Annotated in this window: 16 protein-coding genes and 1 pseudogene; all 17 read left to right on the plus strand. The window is 66.9% G+C overall.

All coding sequences use genetic code 11. The annotated features are described in order from the left end of the window. Positions 1-81 precede the first annotated feature (81 nt). Positions 82-1,740: an NAD(P)/FAD-dependent oxidoreductase gene (locus tag FB600_RS07265; RefSeq protein ID WP_013689040.1), complete on the plus strand. Its 1,659-nt coding sequence runs from the start codon at positions 82-84 to the stop codon at positions 1,738-1,740. A gap of 46 nt (positions 1,741-1,786) precedes the next feature. After that, complete coding sequence (locus FB600_RS07270; RefSeq protein ID WP_013689041.1) at positions 1,787-3,229, plus strand: DHA2 family efflux MFS transporter permease subunit; 1,443 nt, start codon at positions 1,787-1,789, stop codon at positions 3,227-3,229. Between the two features lie 168 nt (positions 3,230-3,397). Beyond that, on the plus strand, positions 3,398-3,889 hold the full coding sequence (locus tag FB600_RS07275; protein ID WP_025097476.1) for a MarR family winged helix-turn-helix transcriptional regulator: 492 nt from the start codon (positions 3,398-3,400) through the stop codon (positions 3,887-3,889). Positions 3,890-4,104: 215 nt separating this feature from the next. Then, complete coding sequence (locus FB600_RS07280) at positions 4,105-4,935, plus strand: p-hydroxycinnamoyl CoA hydratase/lyase (protein WP_013689043.1); 831 nt, start codon at positions 4,105-4,107, stop codon at positions 4,933-4,935. Between the two features lie 151 nt (positions 4,936-5,086). Next, positions 5,087-6,982 (plus strand): feruloyl-CoA synthase, encoded by a 1,896-nt coding sequence (locus tag FB600_RS07285; RefSeq protein ID WP_096752327.1) that lies wholly within the window; start codon positions 5,087-5,089, stop codon positions 6,980-6,982. Positions 6,983-7,126: 144 nt separating this feature from the next. Further along, positions 7,127-8,332: a 3-(3-hydroxy-phenyl)propionate transporter MhpT gene (gene mhpT, locus FB600_RS07290; protein ID WP_036032817.1), complete on the plus strand. Its 1,206-nt coding sequence runs from the start codon at positions 7,127-7,129 to the stop codon at positions 8,330-8,332. 65 nt (positions 8,333-8,397) lie between these two features. Continuing rightward, positions 8,398-9,546 carry a porin gene (locus FB600_RS07295; RefSeq protein ID WP_096752960.1) on the plus strand — a complete coding sequence of 383 codons (1,149 nt, stop codon included), beginning with the start codon at positions 8,398-8,400 and terminating at the stop codon, positions 9,544-9,546. Positions 9,547-9,574: 28 nt separating this feature from the next. Then, positions 9,575-11,296, plus strand: coding sequence for a tannase/feruloyl esterase family alpha/beta hydrolase (locus tag FB600_RS07300; protein WP_145756446.1), 1,722 nt, complete (start codon positions 9,575-9,577; stop codon positions 11,294-11,296). A gap of 459 nt (positions 11,297-11,755) precedes the next feature. Continuing rightward, complete coding sequence (locus FB600_RS07305) at positions 11,756-12,307, plus strand: sigma-70 family RNA polymerase sigma factor (protein ID WP_096752961.1); 552 nt, start codon at positions 11,756-11,758, stop codon at positions 12,305-12,307. Beyond that, complete coding sequence (locus FB600_RS07310; RefSeq protein ID WP_145756447.1) at positions 12,289-13,263, plus strand: DUF4880 domain-containing protein; 975 nt, start codon at positions 12,289-12,291, stop codon at positions 13,261-13,263. Before FB600_RS07305 ends, FB600_RS07310 begins: the two co-directional genes overlap by 19 nt. 133 nt (positions 13,264-13,396) lie before the next feature. Further along, the gene (locus FB600_RS07315) at positions 13,397-13,861 is read left to right on the plus strand and encodes an Lrp/AsnC family transcriptional regulator (protein WP_085963668.1); all 465 of its coding nucleotides are present in this window, start codon (positions 13,397-13,399) and stop codon (positions 13,859-13,861) included. A gap of 292 nt (positions 13,862-14,153) precedes the next feature. Then, complete coding sequence (locus FB600_RS07320; protein ID WP_145756448.1) at positions 14,154-16,553, plus strand: TonB-dependent siderophore receptor; 2,400 nt, start codon at positions 14,154-14,156, stop codon at positions 16,551-16,553. A 31-nt stretch (positions 16,554-16,584) separates the two neighbouring features. Then, positions 16,585-17,331, plus strand: a complete 747-nt coding sequence (locus FB600_RS07325) for an energy transducer TonB (RefSeq protein ID WP_261383351.1) — start codon at positions 16,585-16,587, stop codon at positions 17,329-17,331. Between the two features lie 22 nt (positions 17,332-17,353). Next, positions 17,354-18,088: a MotA/TolQ/ExbB proton channel family protein gene (locus FB600_RS07330; protein WP_145756450.1), complete on the plus strand. Its 735-nt coding sequence runs from the start codon at positions 17,354-17,356 to the stop codon at positions 18,086-18,088. A 13-nt stretch (positions 18,089-18,101) separates the two neighbouring features. Beyond that, positions 18,102-18,524: an ExbD/TolR family protein gene (locus FB600_RS07335; RefSeq protein WP_013689054.1), complete on the plus strand. Its 423-nt coding sequence runs from the start codon at positions 18,102-18,104 to the stop codon at positions 18,522-18,524. Beyond that, positions 18,521-20,293, plus strand: a complete 1,773-nt coding sequence (locus tag FB600_RS07340) for an ABC transporter ATP-binding protein/permease (protein WP_098182425.1) — start codon at positions 18,521-18,523, stop codon at positions 20,291-20,293. The genes FB600_RS07335 and FB600_RS07340 overlap by 4 nt, the downstream gene beginning before the upstream one ends. Before the next feature lie 79 nt (positions 20,294-20,372). Next, positions 20,373-20,693: pseudogene (trxA, locus tag FB600_RS38045) on the plus strand (thioredoxin); the annotation flags it as partial. Positions 20,694-21,199: the final 506 nt, after the last annotated feature.

A 21,199-nucleotide genomic window follows, 5' to 3' on the forward strand; every position in this document is an offset into this window, starting at 1 on the left:
GCCGCCGCGCGCCGACAGGTCGCCCGCCCGATGCCGGGCGGGTTCATTGAAGAAGATTCGACAACAGGCTGGAGAACTACCATGAGTACCAATCAGGTCAGAAAGTACGACGTCGTCATCATCGGCACCGGCATCGGCGGTACCTCGCTGGGGGCGATTCTCGCGCGCCACGGTCTGAAGGTCGCGATGATCGATGCGGGCATGCATCCGCGCTTTGCCGTCGGCGAATCGACCATCGCCACCACCACGCTGACGCTGGAGCTGATGGCAATGCGCTACGACGTGCCGGAGCTGATGCACATCACGTCGATCGCCGAAGTCAGCGAGAAGGTGATGCCCTCGTGCGGCGTGAAGCGCAACTTCGGTTTCGTCTATCACCGCGAACAGGCCGAGCAGAATCCCGAGGAGGTCAACCAGGCGCTGGTGGTCAACGAGGTGCACTACTTCCGCCAGGACATCGACGCCTACATGCTGCATGTGGCCGTGCAATACGGCTGCGATGCGTACCAGAACACCATGGTCGAGGACATCGCCATCGAGCCCGGCGGCGTGACGGTGCGCACCCGCGGCGGTCTGAGCTTCGAGGCCGACTACATCGCCGACGGCGCCGGCTATCGCTCGGTGCTGGCCGACAAGCTCGGCTTGCGCGAGAATCCGTGCCGCGCGCAGACGCATGCGCGCGGGCTGTTCACGCACATGATCGGCGTGAAGCCGTTCGACGAGTGCCGCCCGGTGCCGAAGGAGCAGCAACAGCCGGTGCCCTGGCACCAGGGCACGCTCCACCACCTGTTCGACGGTGGCTGGATGTGGGTGATCCCGTTCAACAACACGCCCGAATCGAAGAATCCGCTGGTCAGCGTCGGGCTGATGCTCGACCCGCGCAAGTACCCGAAGCCCGATGTGCGGCCCGAGCAGGAGTTTGCCGATTTCATCGCCCGCTATCCGGACATGGCGCGGCAGTTCGCCGATGCGCGCGCGGTGCGCGAGTGGGTGTCGTCGGGGCGGATCCAGTACAGCGCGAGCGAGTGCACGGGCGATCGCTTCTGCCTGCTCTCGCATGCCACGGGCTTCATCGATCCGCTGTTCTCGCGCGGCCTGTTCAACACCATGCAGACCACCAATGCGCTGGCCGGGCTGCTGATCGAGGCCGTCAAGGACCGTGATTTCAGCAAGGCGCGCTTCGCGAGCGTCGAGAAGCTGCAGCAGGGGCTGATCGATTTCAACGACCGCCTGGTTCACTGTTCCTACGTCTCGTGGCGCCACTATCCGCTGTGGAATGCCTGGTTCCGCCTGTGGCTGCTCAGCGGCAACTACGGACAGCTGCAATTGCAGCGCGCCATGATGAAGTACCGCGAGACCGGCGACGCGCGCTGGCTTGAGCCCTCGGACGCGCTGCTGCCGGGCGCCTTCACGCGGCACGCACCGATCATGCGCCTGTTCGAGGAGGCGGCCGGCTGCGTCGAACGCTTCGACGCCGGCGAGCTCACGGGCGACCAAGCCACGCAGGCGATCTTCGCGCTGCTCGAGCGCAATGCCGAGCTGCTGCCGCCGTTCTTCGATTTCCTCTCGCCGTCCGCGCGCATCACCTGGCCGAGTTCGCCCGAGAAGATCGGCGAGCTGCTGCTGGACTGGGTCGAGCGGCTGCCGGCGGAGGTGCGCGCCGAGTATTTCGACTACGACGTGCGCGGGCTGCTCGCGCATCCGGTCGTCAAGGACACCATCACGGCGGACGCCGAGTGAGGCCGGTACGGCGCTCGCGTCTTCCTTCATGCAACAGGGGATTGTCATGACTCTTGAGATTTCGGGCCGCCAGCGCTGGTACGCGTTGGCCGTGCTGTGCCTGGGCGTGCTGATGATCGTGCTCGACACGACGATCGTGAACGTCGCGCTGCCGTCGATCGCGGCCGACCTGCACTTTTCCGAGAATGCGCTGGTGTGGGTCGTCAACGCCTACATGCTGACCTTCGGCGGCTGCCTGCTGCTGGGCGGCCGGCTCGGCGACCTGTACGGGCACCGGCGCCTGTTCCTGGCCGGCGTGACGCTGTTCGCGCTCGCGTCGCTGGCTTGCGGCGTGGCGCACACGCAGTTCATGCTGATCGCCGCGCGCGCGGTGCAGGGCATCGGCGGCGCGGTGGTGTCGGCGGTGGCGCTGTCGCTGATCATGGCGCTGTTCACCGAGCCGGGGGAGCGGGCCAAGGCGATGGGCGTCTACGGCTTCGTCTATGCCGGCGGCGGCAGCCTCGGCGTGCTGCTGGGCGGCTTGCTGACCAGCGCGCTGAGCTGGCACTGGGTGTTCCTGGTGAACCTGCCGCTCGGCGCGGCCGTCTACCTGCTGTGCTCGGCCCTGCTGCCGAAGGCACGCCGGCCGGCCGAGCGCGTGCCGCTCGACCTGGCCGGTGCGGCCACCGTGACCGTCGCGTTGATGATGGCCGTCTACGCGGTGGTGAACGGCAACGCGGCCGGCTGGCTGTCGGCCCGCACGCTGGGCTGGCTCGGCGGCGCGTTGCTGCTGTTCGTGGCCTTCGTCGCGATCGAGGCGCGCGTCGCGCATCCGCTGATTCCGCTCGCGCTCTGCCGCAAGCGCAATGTCGCGGTCGCGAACCTGGTCGGCATCCTGTGGGCGGCGGCGATGTTCGCCTGGTTCTTCCTGGCCGCGCTCTACCTGCAACGCGTGCTGGGCTACGGCCCGCTGCAGATCGGCCTCGCGTTCCTGCCGGCCAACCTGATCATGGGCGTGTTCTCGCTGATCCTGTCCGCGTTGATGGTGATGCGCTTCGGGATTCGCGTGCCGATCGCGATCGGCCTGAGCGCGGCCGCGGTCGGCCTGCTACTGTTCGCGCGCGCCCCGGTGGGCGGCGACTTCGTCCGCGACGTGCTGCCCGGCATGATGCTGCTGGGCACGGGTGCCGGCATCGCCTTCAATCCGGTGCTGCTTGCCGCGATGAGCGGCGTCGAGCCGGCCGATTCGGGGCTCGCCTCGGGCATCGTCAACACCTCGTTCATGATGGGCGGCGCACTCGGCCTGGCGGTGCTCGCCAGTGTCGCCTCGGCACGCACCGGCGCCTTGCTGGACGCGCAGGCGGCCATGGAGGTGGCGATGGCGGGCGGTTACCACGCTGCCTTCATGCTCGGCGCGATCTTCGCCGTGGTGGCCGCGCTGACGGCCATGCTGCTGCGCGGCACGGTGAACCGGGCTGTCATGGAGGGGTTGCAGGGCGCCGCGCAGTAGGCGGCGCGCGCGGGCAGGGCCGGCTGCGCCGGGCGCGGCGGCTGGCGGCTGGCGGCTGGCGGCGTGCCGGCGTGGCGAGGGCCGGTCGCCGAACCGGGCCGGGGACTGGCTTGCCGCCCGGCACGCGACGGGCTGCTAGAATCACCGCCATTTCCTCCCTCCCGCGCCATGAAGTCCGCCCCCGCCCAGCCCGCGAATCCGAAATCCGCCGCCTCCACGCCGGGCGACAAGCCGAAGGCGCGCGTATCGCAGCGCTTGACCTATGCGATCGGCGGGCTCGATCGGCTGCTGCGTCGTCACATGACCGACGCGCTCGCGCCGCTCGGCATCACGCTCGCGCAATACACGGCGCTGTCGGTGCTCGAGGCGCGCGGCGCCCTGTCGAATGCGCAGCTCGCCGACCGCTCCTTCATCACGCCGCAATCGGCCAACGAGGTGATGAGCGTGATGGCCGGCCGTGGCTTCGTCACACGCGAGGCCGATCCCTCGCACGGCCGCGTGATCCTGCTGAAGCTGACCGGCGAAGGCGCGGCGATGCTGCGCGAATGCGAAGCCGTGCTGCGCCCGCTCGAGACGCGCATGCTCGGCGACGTCTCCGCCGACGATGCCGTGCACGTCCAGCGCGCGCTCGAACTGTTCGCGCGCAACCTGCGCGGCTGAGCCTGCCGCCGCATCGCGCGGCGTGACCCGCCTGTTCCCCATTCGCCGCTGCTGCTGCCGCGGCGCCTGATCGATCCCTGCTTCCTGTCGTTTCGCTCCGGGTTTACACCGGCGCGCGTGCGGCTTGCAATATCAGGTAGCCTGATATTAAATTGAGCCGTCCGCAGCAGGATGCTGCGTGCGTCATGGCACGAAAACGAACGACAGGAACTTCTATGAGCAAGTACGACAAGCGCTGGCAGACCGTGGACGTGAAGGTGGAGGCCGGCATCGCCTGGGTCACCCTGAACCGCCCCGACAAGCGCAACGCGATGAGCCCGACGCTCAACCAGGAGATGCTGCAGGTCCTGGACGCGATCGAATTCGACGACGAGGCGAAGGTGCTGGTCCTCACCGGCGCCGGTGCCGCCTGGACGGCCGGGATGGACCTGAAGGAGTACTTCCGCGAGATCGACGGCGGGCCCGACGCGCTGCAGGAAAAGGTGCGGCGCGACGCGTCGGAGTGGCAATGGCGGCGCCTGCGCATGTACGGCAAGCCGACCATCGCGATGGTCAACGGCTGGTGCTTCGGCGGGGGCTTCTCGCCGCTGGTCGCCTGCGATCTGGCGATCGCCGCGCAGGAGGCCGTGTTCGGCCTGTCGGAGATCAACTGGGGCATCCCGCCCGGCAACCTGGTCAGCAAGGCGATGGCGGATACGGTCGGGCATCGTCGCGCGCTGCACTACATCATGACCGGCGATACCTTCACCGGCATCGAGGCGGCCGAGATGGGCCTGGTGAACAGCAGCGTGCCGCTCGCCGGGCTGCGCGAGGCGACCATCGCGCTGGCCGCGCGGCTGATCGACAAGAACCCGGTCGTGCTGCGCGCGGCCAAGCACGGCTTCAAGCGCTCGCGCGAGCTCACCTGGGAGCAGAACGAGGACTACCTGTACGCGAAGCTCGACCAGGCGCAACTGCGCGACCCGGAACATGGCCGCGAGCAGGGCCTCAAGCAGTTCCTCGACGACAAGGCGATCAAGCCGGGCCTGCAGGCCTACAAGCGCTGACGCCGGCAAACGGGACAGACAAGGCAGGAGACGACATGACCGACAGACAAATGCTGATCGGCGAGACGAAGGCGCGCGCCGGCGCGTCGAACGCCGGATCCAGCGGGCCGGGGCGGGCCGCCATGCAGACCACGCCGTGCCACGGTCCGACATGAGCGACGCGACGATGAACCCATCGCAGCCCGCGCCCGCGCCGGCACGTGCCGACGACGGCGTGCGCTATCGCGCGGCGGCGGTCGCCGAAGGCGCCGCCGCGATGCGCCGCGCGCCAGACGGCACCTGGTACCTGAGCGCGCGCGAGCCGCTCGGCGACTACCCCGCGCGCCTGAGCGACCGCCTGGTGAGCGGTGCGCAGGCGCATCCCGATCGACTGCTGGCGGCGCGCCGCGGCGAGGATGGCCGCTGGATCGGCATCAGCTACGCCCAGATGCTGGAGCGCTCGCGCGCGATCGGGCAGGGGCTGGCCGACCTCGGCCTGTCGGCGACGCGCCCGCTCGCCGTGCTGTCCGGCAACGATCTCGAACATCTGCAACTGATGTTCGCGGCGATGCTGGCCGGCGTGCCGTATGCGCCGATCTCGCCGGCCTATTCGCTGGTCTCGACCGACTACGGCAAGCTGCGCCACACGCTGGGCGTGTTGCGGCCGGGCGCGGTGTTCGTCGCCGAGCGCGCCGGGTTCGCCCGCGCGCTCGACGCGGCCAAGCCGGCCGATGCCACGCTGATCGTGGCGCGCGATGCCGATGCCGCCGGCGATGCGCTGCCGCTCTCGCGCCTGCTGGCCACGGCGCCGCGCACCATCGACGCGATCCATGCCGCGATCGGCCCCGACCATCTCGCGAAGATCCTGTTCACCTCGGGTTCCACCCGGCAGCCGAAGGCGGTGCCGACCACGCATCGCATGCTGTGCAGCAACCAGCAGATGCTGCGCCAGACCATGCCCGAGCTCGGGCGCGAGCCGCCGGTGCTGGTCGACTGGCTGCCGTGGAATCACACCTTCGGCGGCAGCCACAACCTCGGCATCGCGCTGTACAACGGCGGCACGCTGTATATCGACGACGGCCGCCCGGTGCCGGGCCGTTTCGACGAAACCGTGCGCAACCTGCGCGAGATCGCGCCGACGATCTACTTCAACGTGCCGAAGGGCTGGGAAGAGCTGGCCGCCGCGCTCGAAGGCGACGCGGCGCTGCGCGATTCGTTCTTCTCACGCGTGAAGCTGTATTTCTTCGGCGGCGCGGGGCTCTCGCAAGCCGCCTGGGACCGGCTCGATCGCGTGACCGCCGCGCATTGCGGCGAGCGGATTCGCATCATGGCGGGCCTGGGCATGACGGAAACCTCGCCGTCCTGCCTGTTCACGACCGGGCCGCTGATGCGCTCCGGTTATATCGGGCTGCCCGCGCCCGGCTGCGACGTGAAGCTCGCGCCGAGCGGCGGCAAGCTCGAGCTGCGCTTCAAGGGGCCGAACGTGATGCGCGGTTACTGGCATGCCGAGGTCGATCCGCGCGAGGTGTTCGACGAGGAAGGTTACTACCGCAGCGGCGACGCGGCGGTGTTCGCCGATCCCGATCGGCCCGAACTCGGGCTGCAGTTCGACGGGCGGCTGACCGAGGATTTCAAGCTGAGCAGCGGCACCTTCGTCAGCGTCGGGCCGTTGCGCGCGAGGGCCGTGTCGAGCGGCGCGCCCTATGTGCAGGATGTGGTCGTGACCGGAATCAATCGCGACGATATCGGCCTGCTGGTGTTTCCGCGCCTCGATGCCTGCCGGGCGCTGGCCGCGCTCGCCGCCGACGCGCCGGCCGCCGAGGTGCTGCGCGCGCCGGCCGTGCGCGCGGCCTTCGAGGCCTGGCTCGCGGCGCTGAATCGGCAGGCGAGCGGCGGATCGACCTTCGTGGCGCGCATCCGCTTGATGGATAGCCCGCCGTCGCTCGATCTCGGCGAGGTGACCGACAAGGGGTCGCTGAACCAGGCGGCCGTGCAGCAGCATCGCGCGGCGGCGATCGAGACGCTGTACGACCCGGCGCGCGACGATCCCGACGTGATTCGCGCCTGAGCGCGGTCCTGGACGGACAAACAAGGACCTGCCGGCCACGCGACCGGCAGGCTTTTTTACGGCCGGTGGATCAGGCTGCCTGATAAAAGCCGCGGCGCCCGGCAAGACGCGCCGACGACAAGACAACATGGATTGGAGACATCGATGAATACCTACGTTGCCGAAAAGCCGGCGGTCGCGACCACGCTCGCGCTCTGCTTCGCGATCGCGCTGCTCGAAGGGCTCGACCTGCAGTCGGTCGGCGTTGCCGCGCCGCGCATGGCGCGGGAGTTCGGCCTGAGCGTGTCGCAGATGGGCATCGCGTTCAGCGCCGGCACCTTCGGGCTGCTGCCCGGCGCCATGCTCGGCGGGCGGCTGGCCGATCGCATCGGGCGCAAGCGCGTGCTGATCGCCTCGGTTGCCTTGTTCGGGCTGCTGTCGATCGCCACCGCGCAGAGCTCGAGCTTCGCGATGCTCGTCGTGGTGCGCGTGCTGACCGGCATCGGCCTGGGCGGCGCGATGCCGAACCTGATCGCGCTGTCGTCCGAAGCGGTGCCGCCGCGATCGCGCAGCAGCGCGGTGGCCGCGATGTACTGCGGGATTCCGTTCGGCGGCGTGATCGCCTCCCTGATCGGCGTGCTGCTCGCCGGCGATACGGAATGGCGGCACATCTTCTACGTCGGCGGCGCCGGGCCCTTGCTGCTGGTGCCGGTGCTGGCGGTGCTGCTGCCGGAATCGCGCGCCTATCTCGACGTGGCCGGCACCCGCGCCGCGCGAGCGAGCGTCGCCCACACGCTGTTCGGCGGCGGCCGCGCGAGCGCCACGTTGGCCTTGTGGATCAGCTACTTCTGCACCCTGATCGTCCTCTACTTCCTGTTGAACTGGCTGCCGTCGCTGATGGCCGCGCGCGGGCTCGACCGCGCGCACGTCGGGCTGGTGCAGGTGGCGTTCAACGTCGGCGGCGGGCTGGGCGCGCTCGGCATCGGCGCGGCGCTGGACCGGATGCGCGCCTCGCGCGTGGTGGGCGGCATGTACGCGGGGATCGTGCTGTCGCTGGCCGCGCTGGCGGCGGCGCCGGGCTTCGCCTCGCTGGCGGCGGCCGCGTTCGCGGCCGGCATGTTCGTGATCGGCGGGCAGTCGGTGCTGTACGCGCTCGCGGCGATCTACTACCCCACCGCGATGCGCGGCACGGGCGTGGGCGCGGCGGTGGCGGTCGGGCGGCTCGGCTCCGTGGTCGGGCCGCTGGCGGCCGCGACGCTGCTGGCCGCCGGCCGCAGCGCGCCGATCGTGATCGGCGCGAGCATCCCCGTCACGCTGGTGGCGGCCGTGGCCGCGCTGCTGCTGATCCGTCGTCCACAGGCCCGCGACTGAGCTTTTCCGGTTTTCCCGATGCGTGCCGTCAGAGCGCGCCTAATCAAGGTATGGAGACGAAGCAGATGAAAAAGCACATCAGGAACGGCCTGCTGGCCGCCGGCGCGGGCTGCGCCTTGGTCGCGCCGATCGCGCACGCGCAGTCGAGCGTGACGCTGTACGGCATCATCGACACGGGCGTGGAATTCGTGTCGCACGCGAACGCGGCCGGCGACCACGTGGTGCGGATGCCGGCCGTGACGGGCGAGCTGCCGTCGCGCTGGGGGCTGCGCGGCAGCGAGGATCTCGGCGGCGGATACCAGGCGATCTTCACGCTGGAAAGCGGCTTCAACGTGCGCGGCGGCGATCTCGGCCAGGGCGGCCGGCTGTTCGGGCGGCAGGCCTTCGTCGGGCTGAAGGGCGGCTTCGGCACGCTCGCGTTCGGCCGCCAGTACACGATGACCTATCTCGCGCTGCAGGGCGCGGACATCATCGGCCCCGACATCTACGGGCTCGGCTCGCTCGATGCCTATGTGCCGAACGGACGTGCCGACAATGCCGTGAGCTATATCGGCACCTATCGCGGCGTGACGCTCGGCGCCGCCTATTCGTTCGGCCGCGACGGCGCGGGCACCGGCAATTCGCCTGGGCAGGGAACCTGCGCCGGGCAGGTGCCCGGCAATACCGTCGAATGCCGAAACATGTCGGTGATGCTGAAGTACGACAGCGCGTATTTCGGCGCGGCGGCTTCGTACGAGGAGCAGCGCGGCGGCACCGGCGCGGCGGCGAACTTCTTCGACGGCGTGGCGCCGGCCGCGCTCACCAGCAGCGCCGGCAAGGACGCGCGCGTACATGTGAGCGCCTATGCGCAGGCGGCGGGTGCGCGTATCGGCGCGGGATGGATCGGGCGGCGCGTGTCGACCGGTTCGCCGAGCGCGGCCGGCGCGCATTCGGACCTTTTCTTCCTCGGTGCTTCGTATGCGGTGAAGCCCGATTTCATCGTCGATGGCGAGGGATATCGGATCGTCAATGCCGCGCACGACACGCGCGCGACGATGGCGACGCTGCGCGCGACCTACCTGCTGTCGAAGCAGACCTCCGTCTATGCCCAGTCCTCGTATCTGTGGAACAGCGCGCACGCGAGCTACGCGGTGAGCGGCGGCGGCGCCGGCACGACGCCCGGCGCGGGAATGGGGCAACTCGGCGCGATGGTCGGCGTCAAGCACATGTTCTGATCCGGCAGATTGAAACGAGGGGGATATCTTGAACGGAAAATATGCATTCCTTTGTTTGTCGCCGCTGTTCGCAGTCGGGCTTGCCGGTTGTGGCGGCGATGGCACGACCAACGCCGCGCCCTCGCATCTGAGCGCCGCGACGCCGGCGGCGATGACGCAGAGCTGCGATGCGCTCGCGGCGAAGCTCGCCTATGCGAATACCGCGTTCACGTCCGTGACCACCGCTTCGGCCGGCGCGTTGACGGTGGCCGGCAAGCCGATCGCCGAGCATTGCGTGATCGAAGGGAAGATGAACGAGCGCGTTAGCGCGGTCGATGGCAAGACCTACGCGATCGGCTTCGAGATGCGCTTGCCGAAGGCGTGGAACGGACGCTTCTTCTACCAGGCGAACGGCGGGCTGGACGGCAACGTGGTGACCGCGACCGGCGAGATCAGCGGCGGCGGGCCGTTGAACGATGCGTTGAACATGGGCTTCGCGGTGATCAGCTCCGATTCGGGGCATGGCGCCGCTCAGAACCCGTTGTTCGGGCTCGATCCGCAGGCGCGGCTAGATTACGGCTACGCCGCCGTGGATGCGCTCACGCCGATGGCCAAGCAGGTGATACGGCTGGCTTATGGGAAGGCGCCCGATCGCAGCTACTTCGACGGCTGCTCGAACGGCGGGCGTCATGCGATGGTGACGGCCGTGCGCAATGCGGGCGACTACGACGGGATCATCGCGGGCGATCCGGGTTTCCATTTGCCCAAGGCGGCGATCGGCGAGATGTATGGCGCGCAGCAGTTCGCGAAGATCGCGTCGGCGACGGGAGCGAATGGCTTGCCGGATATCGGCAGCGGGTTCAATGCGACGGAGCGGCAGTTTGTCGGCGCGAGGATACTCGATCAATGCGATGCGCTGGATGGGGTGGCCGACGGGATGGTGCAGGACGTTGCCGCTTGCCAGGCGCATTTCAGTGCCGAGACGGATATTCCGACCTGTGTTGGCGGTACACGAACGGGAGCATGCCTGACGAGCGAGCAGAAGACGGCACTCGAGAATGTGTTCGCGGGCGCGCGCAACAGCGCGGGGACGGCGCTTTATGCGGGCTTTCCATACGATCCCGGCATCGCGGGCAGCGGCTGGGCGGCGTGGAAGCAGTCGAATTCCATCACGCTCGATCCGGCCGCGATGGCGTTCACCTTCATGACGCCGCCTAAGAGCGCCGCGACGCTCGCGAACCTGGCCGGTTTCGCGCTCGGGTTCGACATGGATGCGGATGCGCCGGCGATCTTCGCGACGAACGGCACGTATACGCAATCCGCGTGGTCGTTCATGACGCCGCCTGACGAGACGAACCTGTCCGCGCTGAAGTCGAGAGGCGCGAAGATGTTCGTTTATCACGGCACGGGTGACCCAGTGTTCTCGTTCGACGATACGCGTGATTGGTACGAGCGTGTCGCTCAGGCGAACGGCGGAAGTGCTGCGGACTTCGTGCGCTTCTATCCGGTGCCGGGAATGAACCACTGTTCGGGCGGGCCGGCGGCGGATCAGTTCGATATGCTCACGCCGCTGGTGGCCTGGGTGGAGCAGGGAAAGGCGCCGGCCCCGATCGTGGCCGCGGCTCGCGATGCGACGAATGCGGTGCCGAATGCCGACGTACCGGCGTCATGGGGCGTGGGGCGCACGCGGCCTCTGTGTCCTTATCCGCAAGTGGCGCGGTACAACGGCTCCGGCGACCTGAATTCCGCAGCGAACTTCAGCTGCCGGTGAGGCGGGGGGCGATCCGGTTGTCCGGGGCGGTCTGCCCCGGGTGGCGGAGGCCGCCTTCCGAGATGCCGCAACCTGCGGCAGGCCCGCCGATCCATGCAGCGCGCCTCGGACTGATCCGGATCAGGGCATCATTCCGAGCCCGAGGGCCATGCCGCATTCGTCAGAGTATTCGACTTGGGAATCTGCCGGGGGCTGGCGAATGCGCGTGCCGAATCCGATCGAGGCGCGAGTGACTCACCGACGCCAAACATAGCTGTGCTACATGATTGATCCGGTTTCGCCGCGGCGTCGCGAATCGCCGGGGCGACCATGGGTTTTGGATTGGTATCGCGCCGATACAGGGCGATTTTGAAATGGCATACTACGACATCGACCTAGCGGGGCATGACGTTGCATTTGGGCAGATGATTGGCATCCTGCAGCGCACGCTCATCGCGCCATCGCCTTGGAACATGTCACATGAGCACCGGCCCGACAGCACAGCCGATCGAGAAGCAGGAAGGGAACGACGAGGCGTCGTCCCCTTCCCGCGCCTCATGGCTTGCCGACGAGTTTCGGGCCAGCTATGCCTGGCTGAAGGCGAAGCTGCAGCGGCGTGTCGGGTCGCCGGCCGATGCCGAGGATCTCGCGGCCTCGTCCTTCGAGGCGCTCGCCGGCGTCGACGACCCGCAGGGCGTGCGTGAGCCGCGTGCCTTCCTGACCGTCATCGCCCAGCGCCTCACCTTCGAGATGTGGCGCCGCCGGGATCTCGAGCGCGCCTATCAGCAGGCGCTCCTCAACGTCGAGGAGCCGGTCGCGCCGTCCGCCGAATCGATCGTCGAGATTTCCCAGGCCCTGTTTCTGATCGATCAGGCGCTCGATGGATTGTCACCGAAAGCAAAAAGTGCTTTTATCTACAGCCAGATCGACGGCCTCACTTATGCGGAGATTGCCGCTCGACTCGGCGTCTCCACCAGCATGGTCCGCAAATACATCGCCCAGGCGCTTACCCGATGCTTTCTGATCAGTTGAAGATCCCGCGCGGCGCCGGTCCGGTCGAATCCGCCGTGGAGCAAGCCGTCCATTGGGAGGTGCGCCTGCGAGCCGAGGACGCCACGCAGCGGGACCGCGAAGGCTTCGAGGCATGGCGCCGCGCCGATCCCGCCAACGAGCAGGCGTGGACCCGCCTCCAGGAAGGGCTGGCGAGGTTTTCCTCCTTGCGGGGGGCGCCCGGCGCGGCGGTACGAAGCGCGCTGAACGAACCCTCTCATGCAAGACGCCGCATGTTGAAGGCGGGGGCGGGCGTGGGGGCGCTGGCCCTGGCCGCGATCGGGACGCGAGAACTGGTCAGGACCTTTTCGCTGGACGCCGATTACCACAATGGCGATCTGGCGCCGCGCTCCGTTGCGCTGGATGACGGCACGCCGATGATACTCGGGGCGTCGGCACGCGTTTATTCCGCAGAGGATGGCACACGCGGCGACGTCTACCTCGCATCGGGCCAGATCCTGACGACGCCTTCCACGACGAGCCCCTCGCGGCGGATCGTGCGCACGAAGGACGGGACGGCGGCCACGAGTCTCGCTCGCCTGAGCGTCGATGCCTTGCGTTACCACACCGTGGTCGCGGTGCAGGGCGGCGGCGCGACCCTCGCCTCGCCTGGCGGCGGCAGCCTGCGCGCCGACGATGGCTCGGTCTGGTCGCTGTCGGCGCGGCGCATCGTCCGCATGCCCGAGACGGCCGCCGATATCTTTGCATGGCGGCGCGGCACCCTGGTGGTGCTGGATCGCCCCGTGCCGGACATTCTCGAGACGCTGGGCCGCTATTACGGCGGCTATATCCGGTTTCCCCAGGTCGCGCTCGCCCGCCGGGTCAGCGGCGTGTTTCCGCTCGACGACGCCGAGGCGGCGCTGCGCCAGCTCGCCAACGGCCTGGGACTCTCCCTTGCCGTGTACGGAAAGGTCCTGGCCGTCGCCTCGACGGCCTGAGGTCGCGTTCCGCCGGCCCGGCCCGGCCGAAAAATTTTTTCCCTCCCCGGTGTCACTTTTCCCGTTTCGTTGCACAAGGTGAATGAAGGCGTCCGAATGCCGGACGCCACCCTTGTCCCGGAAGGGGGGAACTGTGATCGACCACATCGACAAGGCCATCCTGACAGTCCTGCAAGAGGACAGCACGCTTTCGGTGGCGGAAATCGCCGATCGCGTGCATCTGTCGACCACGCCCTGCTGGCGCCGCATACAGAAGCTCGAGCAGGACGGCATCATCGCCCGCCGCGTCGCCCTCCTGGACGCCGAGAAGCTCAATGTCGGCGTGACCGTACTTGTCGAGATCCGCACCGCGCAGCACACGGCAGCCTGGCTCAGGCGTTTCTGCGAGGTGGTCGCCGGCATCCCCGAGGTCATCGAGGTGTACCGCATGAGCGGCCATATCGACTATCTGCTGAAGGTGGTCGTTCCGCACATCGCCGCGTACGACGGCGTCTACAAGCGCCTGATCAGCGAGTTGGAGATCTTCGACGTGAGCTCGAGTTTCTCGATGGAGACCATCAAGCATACGACGAGGCTGCCGCTCGATTACGTTTGTTGATTTCCTGGTCTGCGGAATTCGCACGCGGATGGAATTTTCAAGGGCGGGGCGTTCGGCGGGAATAAAAAACCGCAAATGGCGCGAAAGACGAATTCTTTCAAAAAAGCATTCCGAGCAGGATCGCTAGACTTTTTCGTGTGGGTGAGGGGCAGGCAAGCCTGCTGTAGCCAGCGGCCTCGAGCGAAGCCGGGAGTGAAGGGGCGCAAGGGCATGCCGTTGCGGTCCGCCGCTTCCCGACCTTCGTTCATGTGGGACAAGACAGGCGTTTTGCCGAAATACAACCGACTAGGGGATGGGTGTCATCGTGGGGATCAAGTTGAACGGCAAGGGTATGGCTCGCAATGTTGCGGCACTGGCGATCGCGATGGCGGTTGCCCAGACTTTCATGGTGTCCGCGGCCGATGCGCAACAAGCGGCGCAGCACACCTATCATCTACCGAGCGGTCCGCTGGATCGCACCTTGGTGGAGATCGCCAAGGTCGCGCATCTCCCGCTGAGCTATGACGCTGCCCTGGTGCAGTCGCTCAAGTCGGCTCCGGTGGACGGTACCTATTCAGGCGAAGCGGCGATCCGCAAGGCCTTGCAGGGCACCGGCCTCGACCTGGTCCCGACGGCCAACGGCGGCTACACGCTGGCGCACGTCAAGGCGGACGTGAAGGCGGCGACGGCCGCGGCTACGACCGTTGCCGGCACGTCCACGGCGCAGGTCGATACCACCCTGCCGCTCATCAGCGTGGCGGCCAGCCGGGATTCCGGCGGTACCGGCTTCGTCGCGGAATCGTCGTCCACCTATGCACGCTCGGACGTGCCGCTGAGCCAGACGCCGAAGTCGGTGAGCGTGATCAACGCGGCGGTGATCCAGAGTCAGGCCGACCAGTCGCTCTCCGATGTGCTGAGGAATGCTTCCGGTGTCGTCACGCGGCCGGGGCCGGAGGGCGTGCCGAGTTATACGATTCGCGGGTTCACGGCATCCAATCTGACCTCGGACGGGCTCGCGACGGTGGGCTCGGCACCCAACGTCACGCCGACGATCGCCATCTCGAGCGTCGAAGTGGTCAAGGGCCCGTCGGCGATCGTCAACGGCAACAGCCCGCCGGGGGGCGTCATCAATATCGTCAAGAAGACGCCTCAGGCCGATCCATTCCACGAAATCCAGGTGGGCTACGGCTCCTACGGCAGCGAGCAGATCGCGCTGGACAGCACGGGCGCCATCACCGACGACAAGAAGCTCCGGTATCGCTTCATCATTTCGGGCGAGCGGGTCGGCCAGAATTCGATGGGCTATGACGGCGAGAGAAATTTCTACTTCGCCCCGACCCTGCAATGGAAGGATTCGACCACGGATCTGACGGTGGGCTATGAGCGCACGGTCGACCGCGAGCCGGTTCCCCCATTCACCGTCGGCTATGCCAAGGGCGATATCTATCGGAACTATATCGACAGGCCGCTGGGCTCGTCCTCCGACCATTTCGGCGCGCAAACCGACAATATTTTCTATCATCTCGAGCAGAAGCTCGGCGAATCTCTGACCTTCGTGAGCAAGGCGTCCTACACACGAAGCCAGCAGACGCAGATGGCCTGGACGCCGGTCTCGACGCTTTCGGCGACCAATGGCGCGACGTTCATGAGTTTCGATTCGCTTTCGGATTTCTACAGTTGGAGTTTTCAGAACTACCTGCGTGGCAAATTCAATATCGGCGAAGTGAAAAATACGGTGATAGCGGGTTGGGATGTGCTCCGTTACAGCCAGTATCAGTCTGACGCCACGACCACGAAATTCATTTCGGTTCCGAATGTATTCGGATCCTTTGTGTTCCCGACGTCCGACGTTGCAAGCCTGGCGCCGGATGTGGCGAGCTTCTACACCCAAACCGGTTTGTATCTTCAAGATCAGTTTTCCTACCGGAATTTCCATGCGCTCGCGTCCGTGCGCCGGGATACGTATCTGACACATGCGAACTACGCCGGTAACCCACCGGCGGGAAACCATCAGAACGCTTATAGCCCGAGCCTCGGCCTGCTCTACGAACTGACCTCCGAGGTCGCGGCCTACGCCAGCTACAACCGCGGCTTCCAGCCAGGCACGGCGATGCAATTCGGCGGCGGCTTGCTTCCCCCGCAGATCAGCCAGCAGGTCGAAGTGGGCATGAAATTCAATCTGCTCGACGACAAGCTGGCCATCACGACCTCGGCCTACCGTACCTCGTTCAGCAACTACAACGTCGCCGACCCGGTTCATCGCGGTTTCTATCTTCCCGCCGGCGGCGCCGTCAGCCGCGGATTCGAAGCGGAGATCAGCGGCCAGCCGCTGCCCGGCGTCAACCTGATCGGTAGCTACACCTACAACGACTTCGTGCAGCCCTCGGGCACCAAGCTCGCGGTGAACCTGCCCAAGAACAGCGCCAGCCTGTGGGCCACCTACAACTTCCGTTCCGAGAAGCTCCAGGGTTTCGGTGTCGGCGCGGGGCTGTTTTTCGCGAGCGGGCAATACGTCGGCACGGGCTCGGCGTACCGCATCCCCAGCCAGGTGGAGACGGACCTCGGCGTGTTCTATCGGAAGAAGGGTTACGGCCTGAATCTTTCGGTCAAGAACGTATTCAATCGCAAGCTCTACTACAGCAGCACGACCTCTACCCTGATCCCGATGGGACCGGAGCGGACCGTCATGCTCACCGGTACCTATGATTTCTGACACTCTCGAGACTCGGCCCTGGCGCGGCGGCATGTCCGGCTCCGAGCACCTGGCGAATTTGCGATCGCGGTGCAGGCGCACGGCGGTTGCGCTTGCCGTCGTGATGGTGCACGGACTCGGGCTGTACCTGATCCTTCATCACAGCGTGCACCTGATCAGGCTGGAGGCCGACCGGGCCGCCGGTGCCTCGGTGCAGGTCAGGCTGGTTGCCGCGCCGACGCCGCAACCGGTGGCGAAGCCCGAGCCTAGGCCCGAGCGGCCGCCGGAGCCCAAGCCCAGGCCGATCGAGAAACCGGTGGTTCGGAAGACGGCACCCTTGCTGTCCTCGGAGGCGCCGGCCGAGCGGAGCGTCGCGCCCGCCAAGACCGAGCCCGTCAAACCGGTCGAGCCGGCGCCCCCACCGCCGGTGCCGACGCCCACCGCGGCACCGGCCCCCGCGCCGACGCCGCCCGCACCCGCACCCGGGCCCAATCTGCTCGATACCCCGAAGCAGATCAGCAGCGCGGAACTCAAGCAACTCGGTTGCCGGATCCCGAGGCCCGACTATCCCCCGAAGGCCAGGCGGCTCGAGCAGGAAGGCACGGTGGTGGTGAGGCTGACCATCGGCGCGGACGGCGCGGTCAAGACGGCGCGAGTCGCACGAAGCAGCGGCTACCCGCTGCTGGACGCGGCGGCGCTGACATCGATCGAGGCCGGGCGTTGCCAGCCCTATACGACCGCCGGCATTGCCCGCGCCGTCGAGGCGGAGCAGCCGATCGCCTTCAACCTGAATGACTGACCTGGAATCAACGGAGCAAAAAATGGAACAGTACGGCATCGCCAACGTCTGGCAGCAGGGCGACTTCATCACCCGCTTCATCTTTGTCTTTCTCCTCGGCATGTCGGTCGTGTCCTGGTTCGTCATCGTGACCAAGGGACTGGCGAATCGGCGCCTCGAGACCATGGGCAAGCGCGCGCAGACGCGCTTCTGGTCCACCCCGTCCTTCGACGAGGGCATCAAGGCGCTGGGGGATGGCGCCGACAATCCCTATCGCGCCATGGCGCTGGCGGGCCGCGAGGCGAACGAGCAGCAGGCGGGCGGCGGGGCATCGCTGCAAGGCAGCCTGAGCGCCAGCGAATGGGTGGCCCGCGGCCTGCGCAATGCCCTTGACGACGAGGTCGCCCGCTTGCAAAACGGCCTGGCCGTGCTCGGCTCGATCGGCAGCACCGCGCCCTTCGTCGGCCTGTTCGGCACCGTGTGGGGCATCTATCACGCGCTGATGGCGATCGGTGCATCGGGCCAGGCCAGCCTCGACCATGTCGCGGGACCGGTGGGCGAGTCGCTGATCATGACGGCGATCGGCCTGTTCGTGGCGATTCCCGCCGTGCTCGGATTCAACTACGTCAATCGCGGCAACAAGCGGGTCAGCCATCGCCTGAACCGGTTCGTGCATGAGCTGCACGTGTACTTCATCACGGGCGCCAAGGCCCACGGCGACGTTCGCCAGGCGCCCGCGGCGCCGGTGGCGAGCAAGCGCGTCGGCGCCGCCGCCTGATCGGGAGCCTATCGTGTCGATTCTCATGGATGGCAACAACGACGAAGGCGTGATGAACGACATCAACATGACGCCGCTGATCGACGTCATGTTGGTATTGCTGATCATTTTCATCGTGACGCTGCCGGTCATCAACAAGGCGGTGAAGGTCGATCTCCCCAAGGCCGCGGCCCAGCCTGCCGAATCGAAAACCCAGGACATCGATCTGTCGATCACGGCCGACAAGACGGTGCTGTGGAACAAGGACGTGGTGGACGACGCGGCGCTGAAGCTGCGCGTCGCGGCGGCCGCGAAACAGGGCGATCCGCCTGCCGTCAACATCAACGCAGATCAGCACGTCGAGTACGGCAAGGTTGCCGCGATACTCGCGGCGCTGCAGGGCGGAGGGCTGAACAAGATCAATTTCGTCATGCAGCCGGACAAGGGACAGCAATGATCAGGAATCGGGCATTCCCGACGGATCGCGCCGAGGATCGGGATGCCCGGCGTCACTTTCCCACCGTCTGGAAGTTGATCAAGCCGTACTGGAGCACCAGGGAGGGCATGCTGTCGGCCTTGATGCTCGCCTACGTGCTCGGGGCGGGCTGGGGCCACACCTATATCGCCGTGTGGCTCAACCGATGGACCGGCACGTTCTACGACGCCGTGGGATCCGGGAGGTTTCAGGCGCTGCCGAGCCTGCTGTTGCAGTTCCTGCTGGTGTCCATGGCCGCGGCCGCGCTCACGATGTCGACGGTGGTGCTGCAGTCGATCGTCGAGATTCGCTGGCGGCGATGGCTGACGACCTGGCTGGCCGATCAATGGCTGGCCCGCCATACCTACTACCGCATCGAGCGCGACCGCGCGCTCGAGAACATCGATCAGCGTATCGCGGAGGACGCGAAGCAGTTCGTCAAGGACACCTTGCTGCTGTCGATGGGCGTGCTTCAGGTGCCGGTGAGCATCGTGAGCTTCAGCGTGATCCTGTGGTCGATCGGCCATTCCCTGGATCTCGATATCGGTGGACACACGTACCAAATCCATGGATATCTGGTCTATGCCGTCTTTCTCTATCAAGGCCTGTTTTTCTGGGCCACGCACCTGCTCGGCCGACGCCTGATCACCCTCAATGCCAAGCAGAACCGCGTGGAGGGCGACTTCCGCGTGTTGATGGTGCGGGTGCGCGAGTTCGCCGAGCAGATCGCCTTCTTCGATGGAAGCGGCGCGGAAGGCAAGCGATTGAACGGGGCTTTTCGCCAGGTCGTTTCGAATCTCTATGCGCTGCTTTGGGTCAACACGCGGGTCTCGCTGTTTACCAACATCGTCGGGCAGGTCAGCTCGGTGGTGCCTACCCTGCTGGTGCTGCCGCAACTGATGACGGGGGGGCTGACGCTGGGCGGGCTGATGCGATCCAACGCTGCATTCAATTCCGTGTCCAGTTCCCTGGCGTTCTTTCCCCAGGCCTATCTGGGATTCACCGCGTGGCGCGCGGAAGCGAACCGGCTTCGCGAATTCCTTCATGTCAACGCGCTCGAGGCGCAGGGCGGCATCGTGGTGAGCGCCGGCAAGGCAGGCACGGTTGCCGCCAGGGCGCTGGTGCTGCGCGACGCAGGCGGCACGGAGCTTGCCCGCGTGCCCGACTTCTCGCTCCCGCCGGGTTCGCGATGCCTGATCCGCGGTCGCTCCGGAAGCGGGAAAAGCACGCTGCTCAGGGCACTCGCGGGCCTCTGGCCTTACGGCGAAGGCGCGATCACCCGCGCTGCCGAAGGCGCGGTGTTCGTTCCGCAGCGCAGCTACATTCCCGCCGGCACCTTGAAGGCCGCGATCGCCTATCCCCACGATGAATCGATGTACACCGACAGCCGTTGCGAGGAAGTCCTGCATGCATGCGGCCTCGGTGTCCACGCCGCGTCGATGCTGGACGCCGATCGCTGGAGCGACCGGCTTTCCGGCGGAGAACAGCAGCGGGTGGCGTTTGCGCGCGTGCTGCTGGCCTGCCCCTCCACGATCTTCCTGGACGAGTGCACCTCGGCGCTCGACCCGGAAAGCGAGCGAAACCTCTATCAGTTGCTGATCGACCGCTTGCCCCACGCCACGGTGGTGAGCGTCGCGCATCGAAAGGAACTGCTGGCCTTTCACCAGCAAACCGTCGACTTCTCGCCGGAGCCGGCATCCGCGCTTGCACGAGGCCTGGCCGGCCCGGCGCCGTCTGCTTTCCCGGCATGAGGCCCGGATGCCGTCGCAAGGCCGCGCCTTGCCGGCACCAGGCATCCGATGAAACCGAACCAACGAATAGGGATGTGAAATGAGCGATTTGAAAAGCGTGACCGAAGCGAGCTTCGAGGCCGATGTGATGACGAACAGCCGCCCGGTGCTGATCGACTTCTGGGCCGAGTGGTGCGGGCCGTGCAAGGCGCTGGCGCCGACGCTCGAGAAGGTGGCGCGCAACTTCGAAGGCAAGGTCGACATCGTCAAGGTCAACGTCGACGAGCATCCCGCCTTGCGCGAGCGCTTCGGCGTGCGCGGTATTCCCGCCCTGGTGCTCGTGAACGGCGGCCAGGAGGCGGGTCGCATCGTGGGGAACCGCTCGGCCACGCAACTGGCGAGCTATCTCGACGCGCACCTGGGAACCGCCACGCAACTGGCGAAGCCTGAAGTCACGCTGCGCGCGTTCGGCGGCGATTCGCAGGCGAAGGCGGCTCGGGTCGCATATTTGCGTGAGTATCTGGAGCGCAAGCAAGCCTCGCCGGATACGCCCATGTGGCCGGAAAAGATCAGCGGTGCGCTCGCCTTCGTGGTCGGGTCGTCCGATCCGGACGAATGCGCGAGCGCGCTGGGCATCCCGACCGATGTGATCGAGGCGGTGAATGTGCTGTCCACTTATCGAGGCACGCATTTCAATGCCGCGTTGTTCGTGGCCGACTGGCTGGAAAGCGTGCCGGTCGGGGCGAACCTCTCCCGATTGCCGGGCCGGCTGCTGACGTCGATCCTGTCGAGCCAGATCGTCACGGACACGCTCAACGGGGAATCGAGGCTGCTGGCGATTCGTGACGAGCTGGTTTCCCTGCACACGGCGGAAACGGACGGCGCCCCGGTGCCGGACGCAAAATGGGCGGACCTCAAGCAGGCGTC

Source organism: Burkholderia sp. SJZ089 (assembly GCF_007828315.1).
Taxonomy (GTDB): Bacteria; Pseudomonadota; Gammaproteobacteria; order Burkholderiales; family Burkholderiaceae; genus Burkholderia; species Burkholderia gladioli.

Coding starts and splice junctions, on each gene's coding strand:
- FB600_RS07305 (WP_096752961.1), top strand. CDS start 11,756: ATGAGCACCGGCCCGACAGCACAGCCGATCGAGAAGCAGGAAGGGAAC.
- mhpT (WP_036032817.1), top strand. CDS start 7,127: ATGAATACCTACGTTGCCGAAAAGCCGGCGGTCGCGACCACGCTCGCG.
- FB600_RS07330 (WP_145756450.1), top strand. CDS start 17,354: ATGGAACAGTACGGCATCGCCAACGTCTGGCAGCAGGGCGACTTCATC.
- FB600_RS07310 (WP_145756447.1), top strand. CDS start 12,289: ATGCTTTCTGATCAGTTGAAGATCCCGCGCGGCGCCGGTCCGGTCGAA.
- FB600_RS07285 (WP_096752327.1), top strand. CDS start 5,087: ATGAGCGACGCGACGATGAACCCATCGCAGCCCGCGCCCGCGCCGGCA.
- FB600_RS07340 (WP_098182425.1), top strand. CDS start 18,521: ATGATCAGGAATCGGGCATTCCCGACGGATCGCGCCGAGGATCGGGAT.
- FB600_RS07275 (WP_025097476.1), top strand. CDS start 3,398: ATGAAGTCCGCCCCCGCCCAGCCCGCGAATCCGAAATCCGCCGCCTCC.
- FB600_RS07320 (WP_145756448.1), top strand. CDS start 14,154: ATGGGTGTCATCGTGGGGATCAAGTTGAACGGCAAGGGTATGGCTCGC.
- FB600_RS07280 (WP_013689043.1), top strand. CDS start 4,105: ATGAGCAAGTACGACAAGCGCTGGCAGACCGTGGACGTGAAGGTGGAG.
- FB600_RS07265 (WP_013689040.1), top strand. CDS start 82: ATGAGTACCAATCAGGTCAGAAAGTACGACGTCGTCATCATCGGCACC.
- FB600_RS07325 (WP_261383351.1), top strand. CDS start 16,585: ATGTCCGGCTCCGAGCACCTGGCGAATTTGCGATCGCGGTGCAGGCGC.
- FB600_RS07270 (WP_013689041.1), top strand. CDS start 1,787: ATGACTCTTGAGATTTCGGGCCGCCAGCGCTGGTACGCGTTGGCCGTG.
- FB600_RS07295 (WP_096752960.1), top strand. CDS start 8,398: ATGAAAAAGCACATCAGGAACGGCCTGCTGGCCGCCGGCGCGGGCTGC.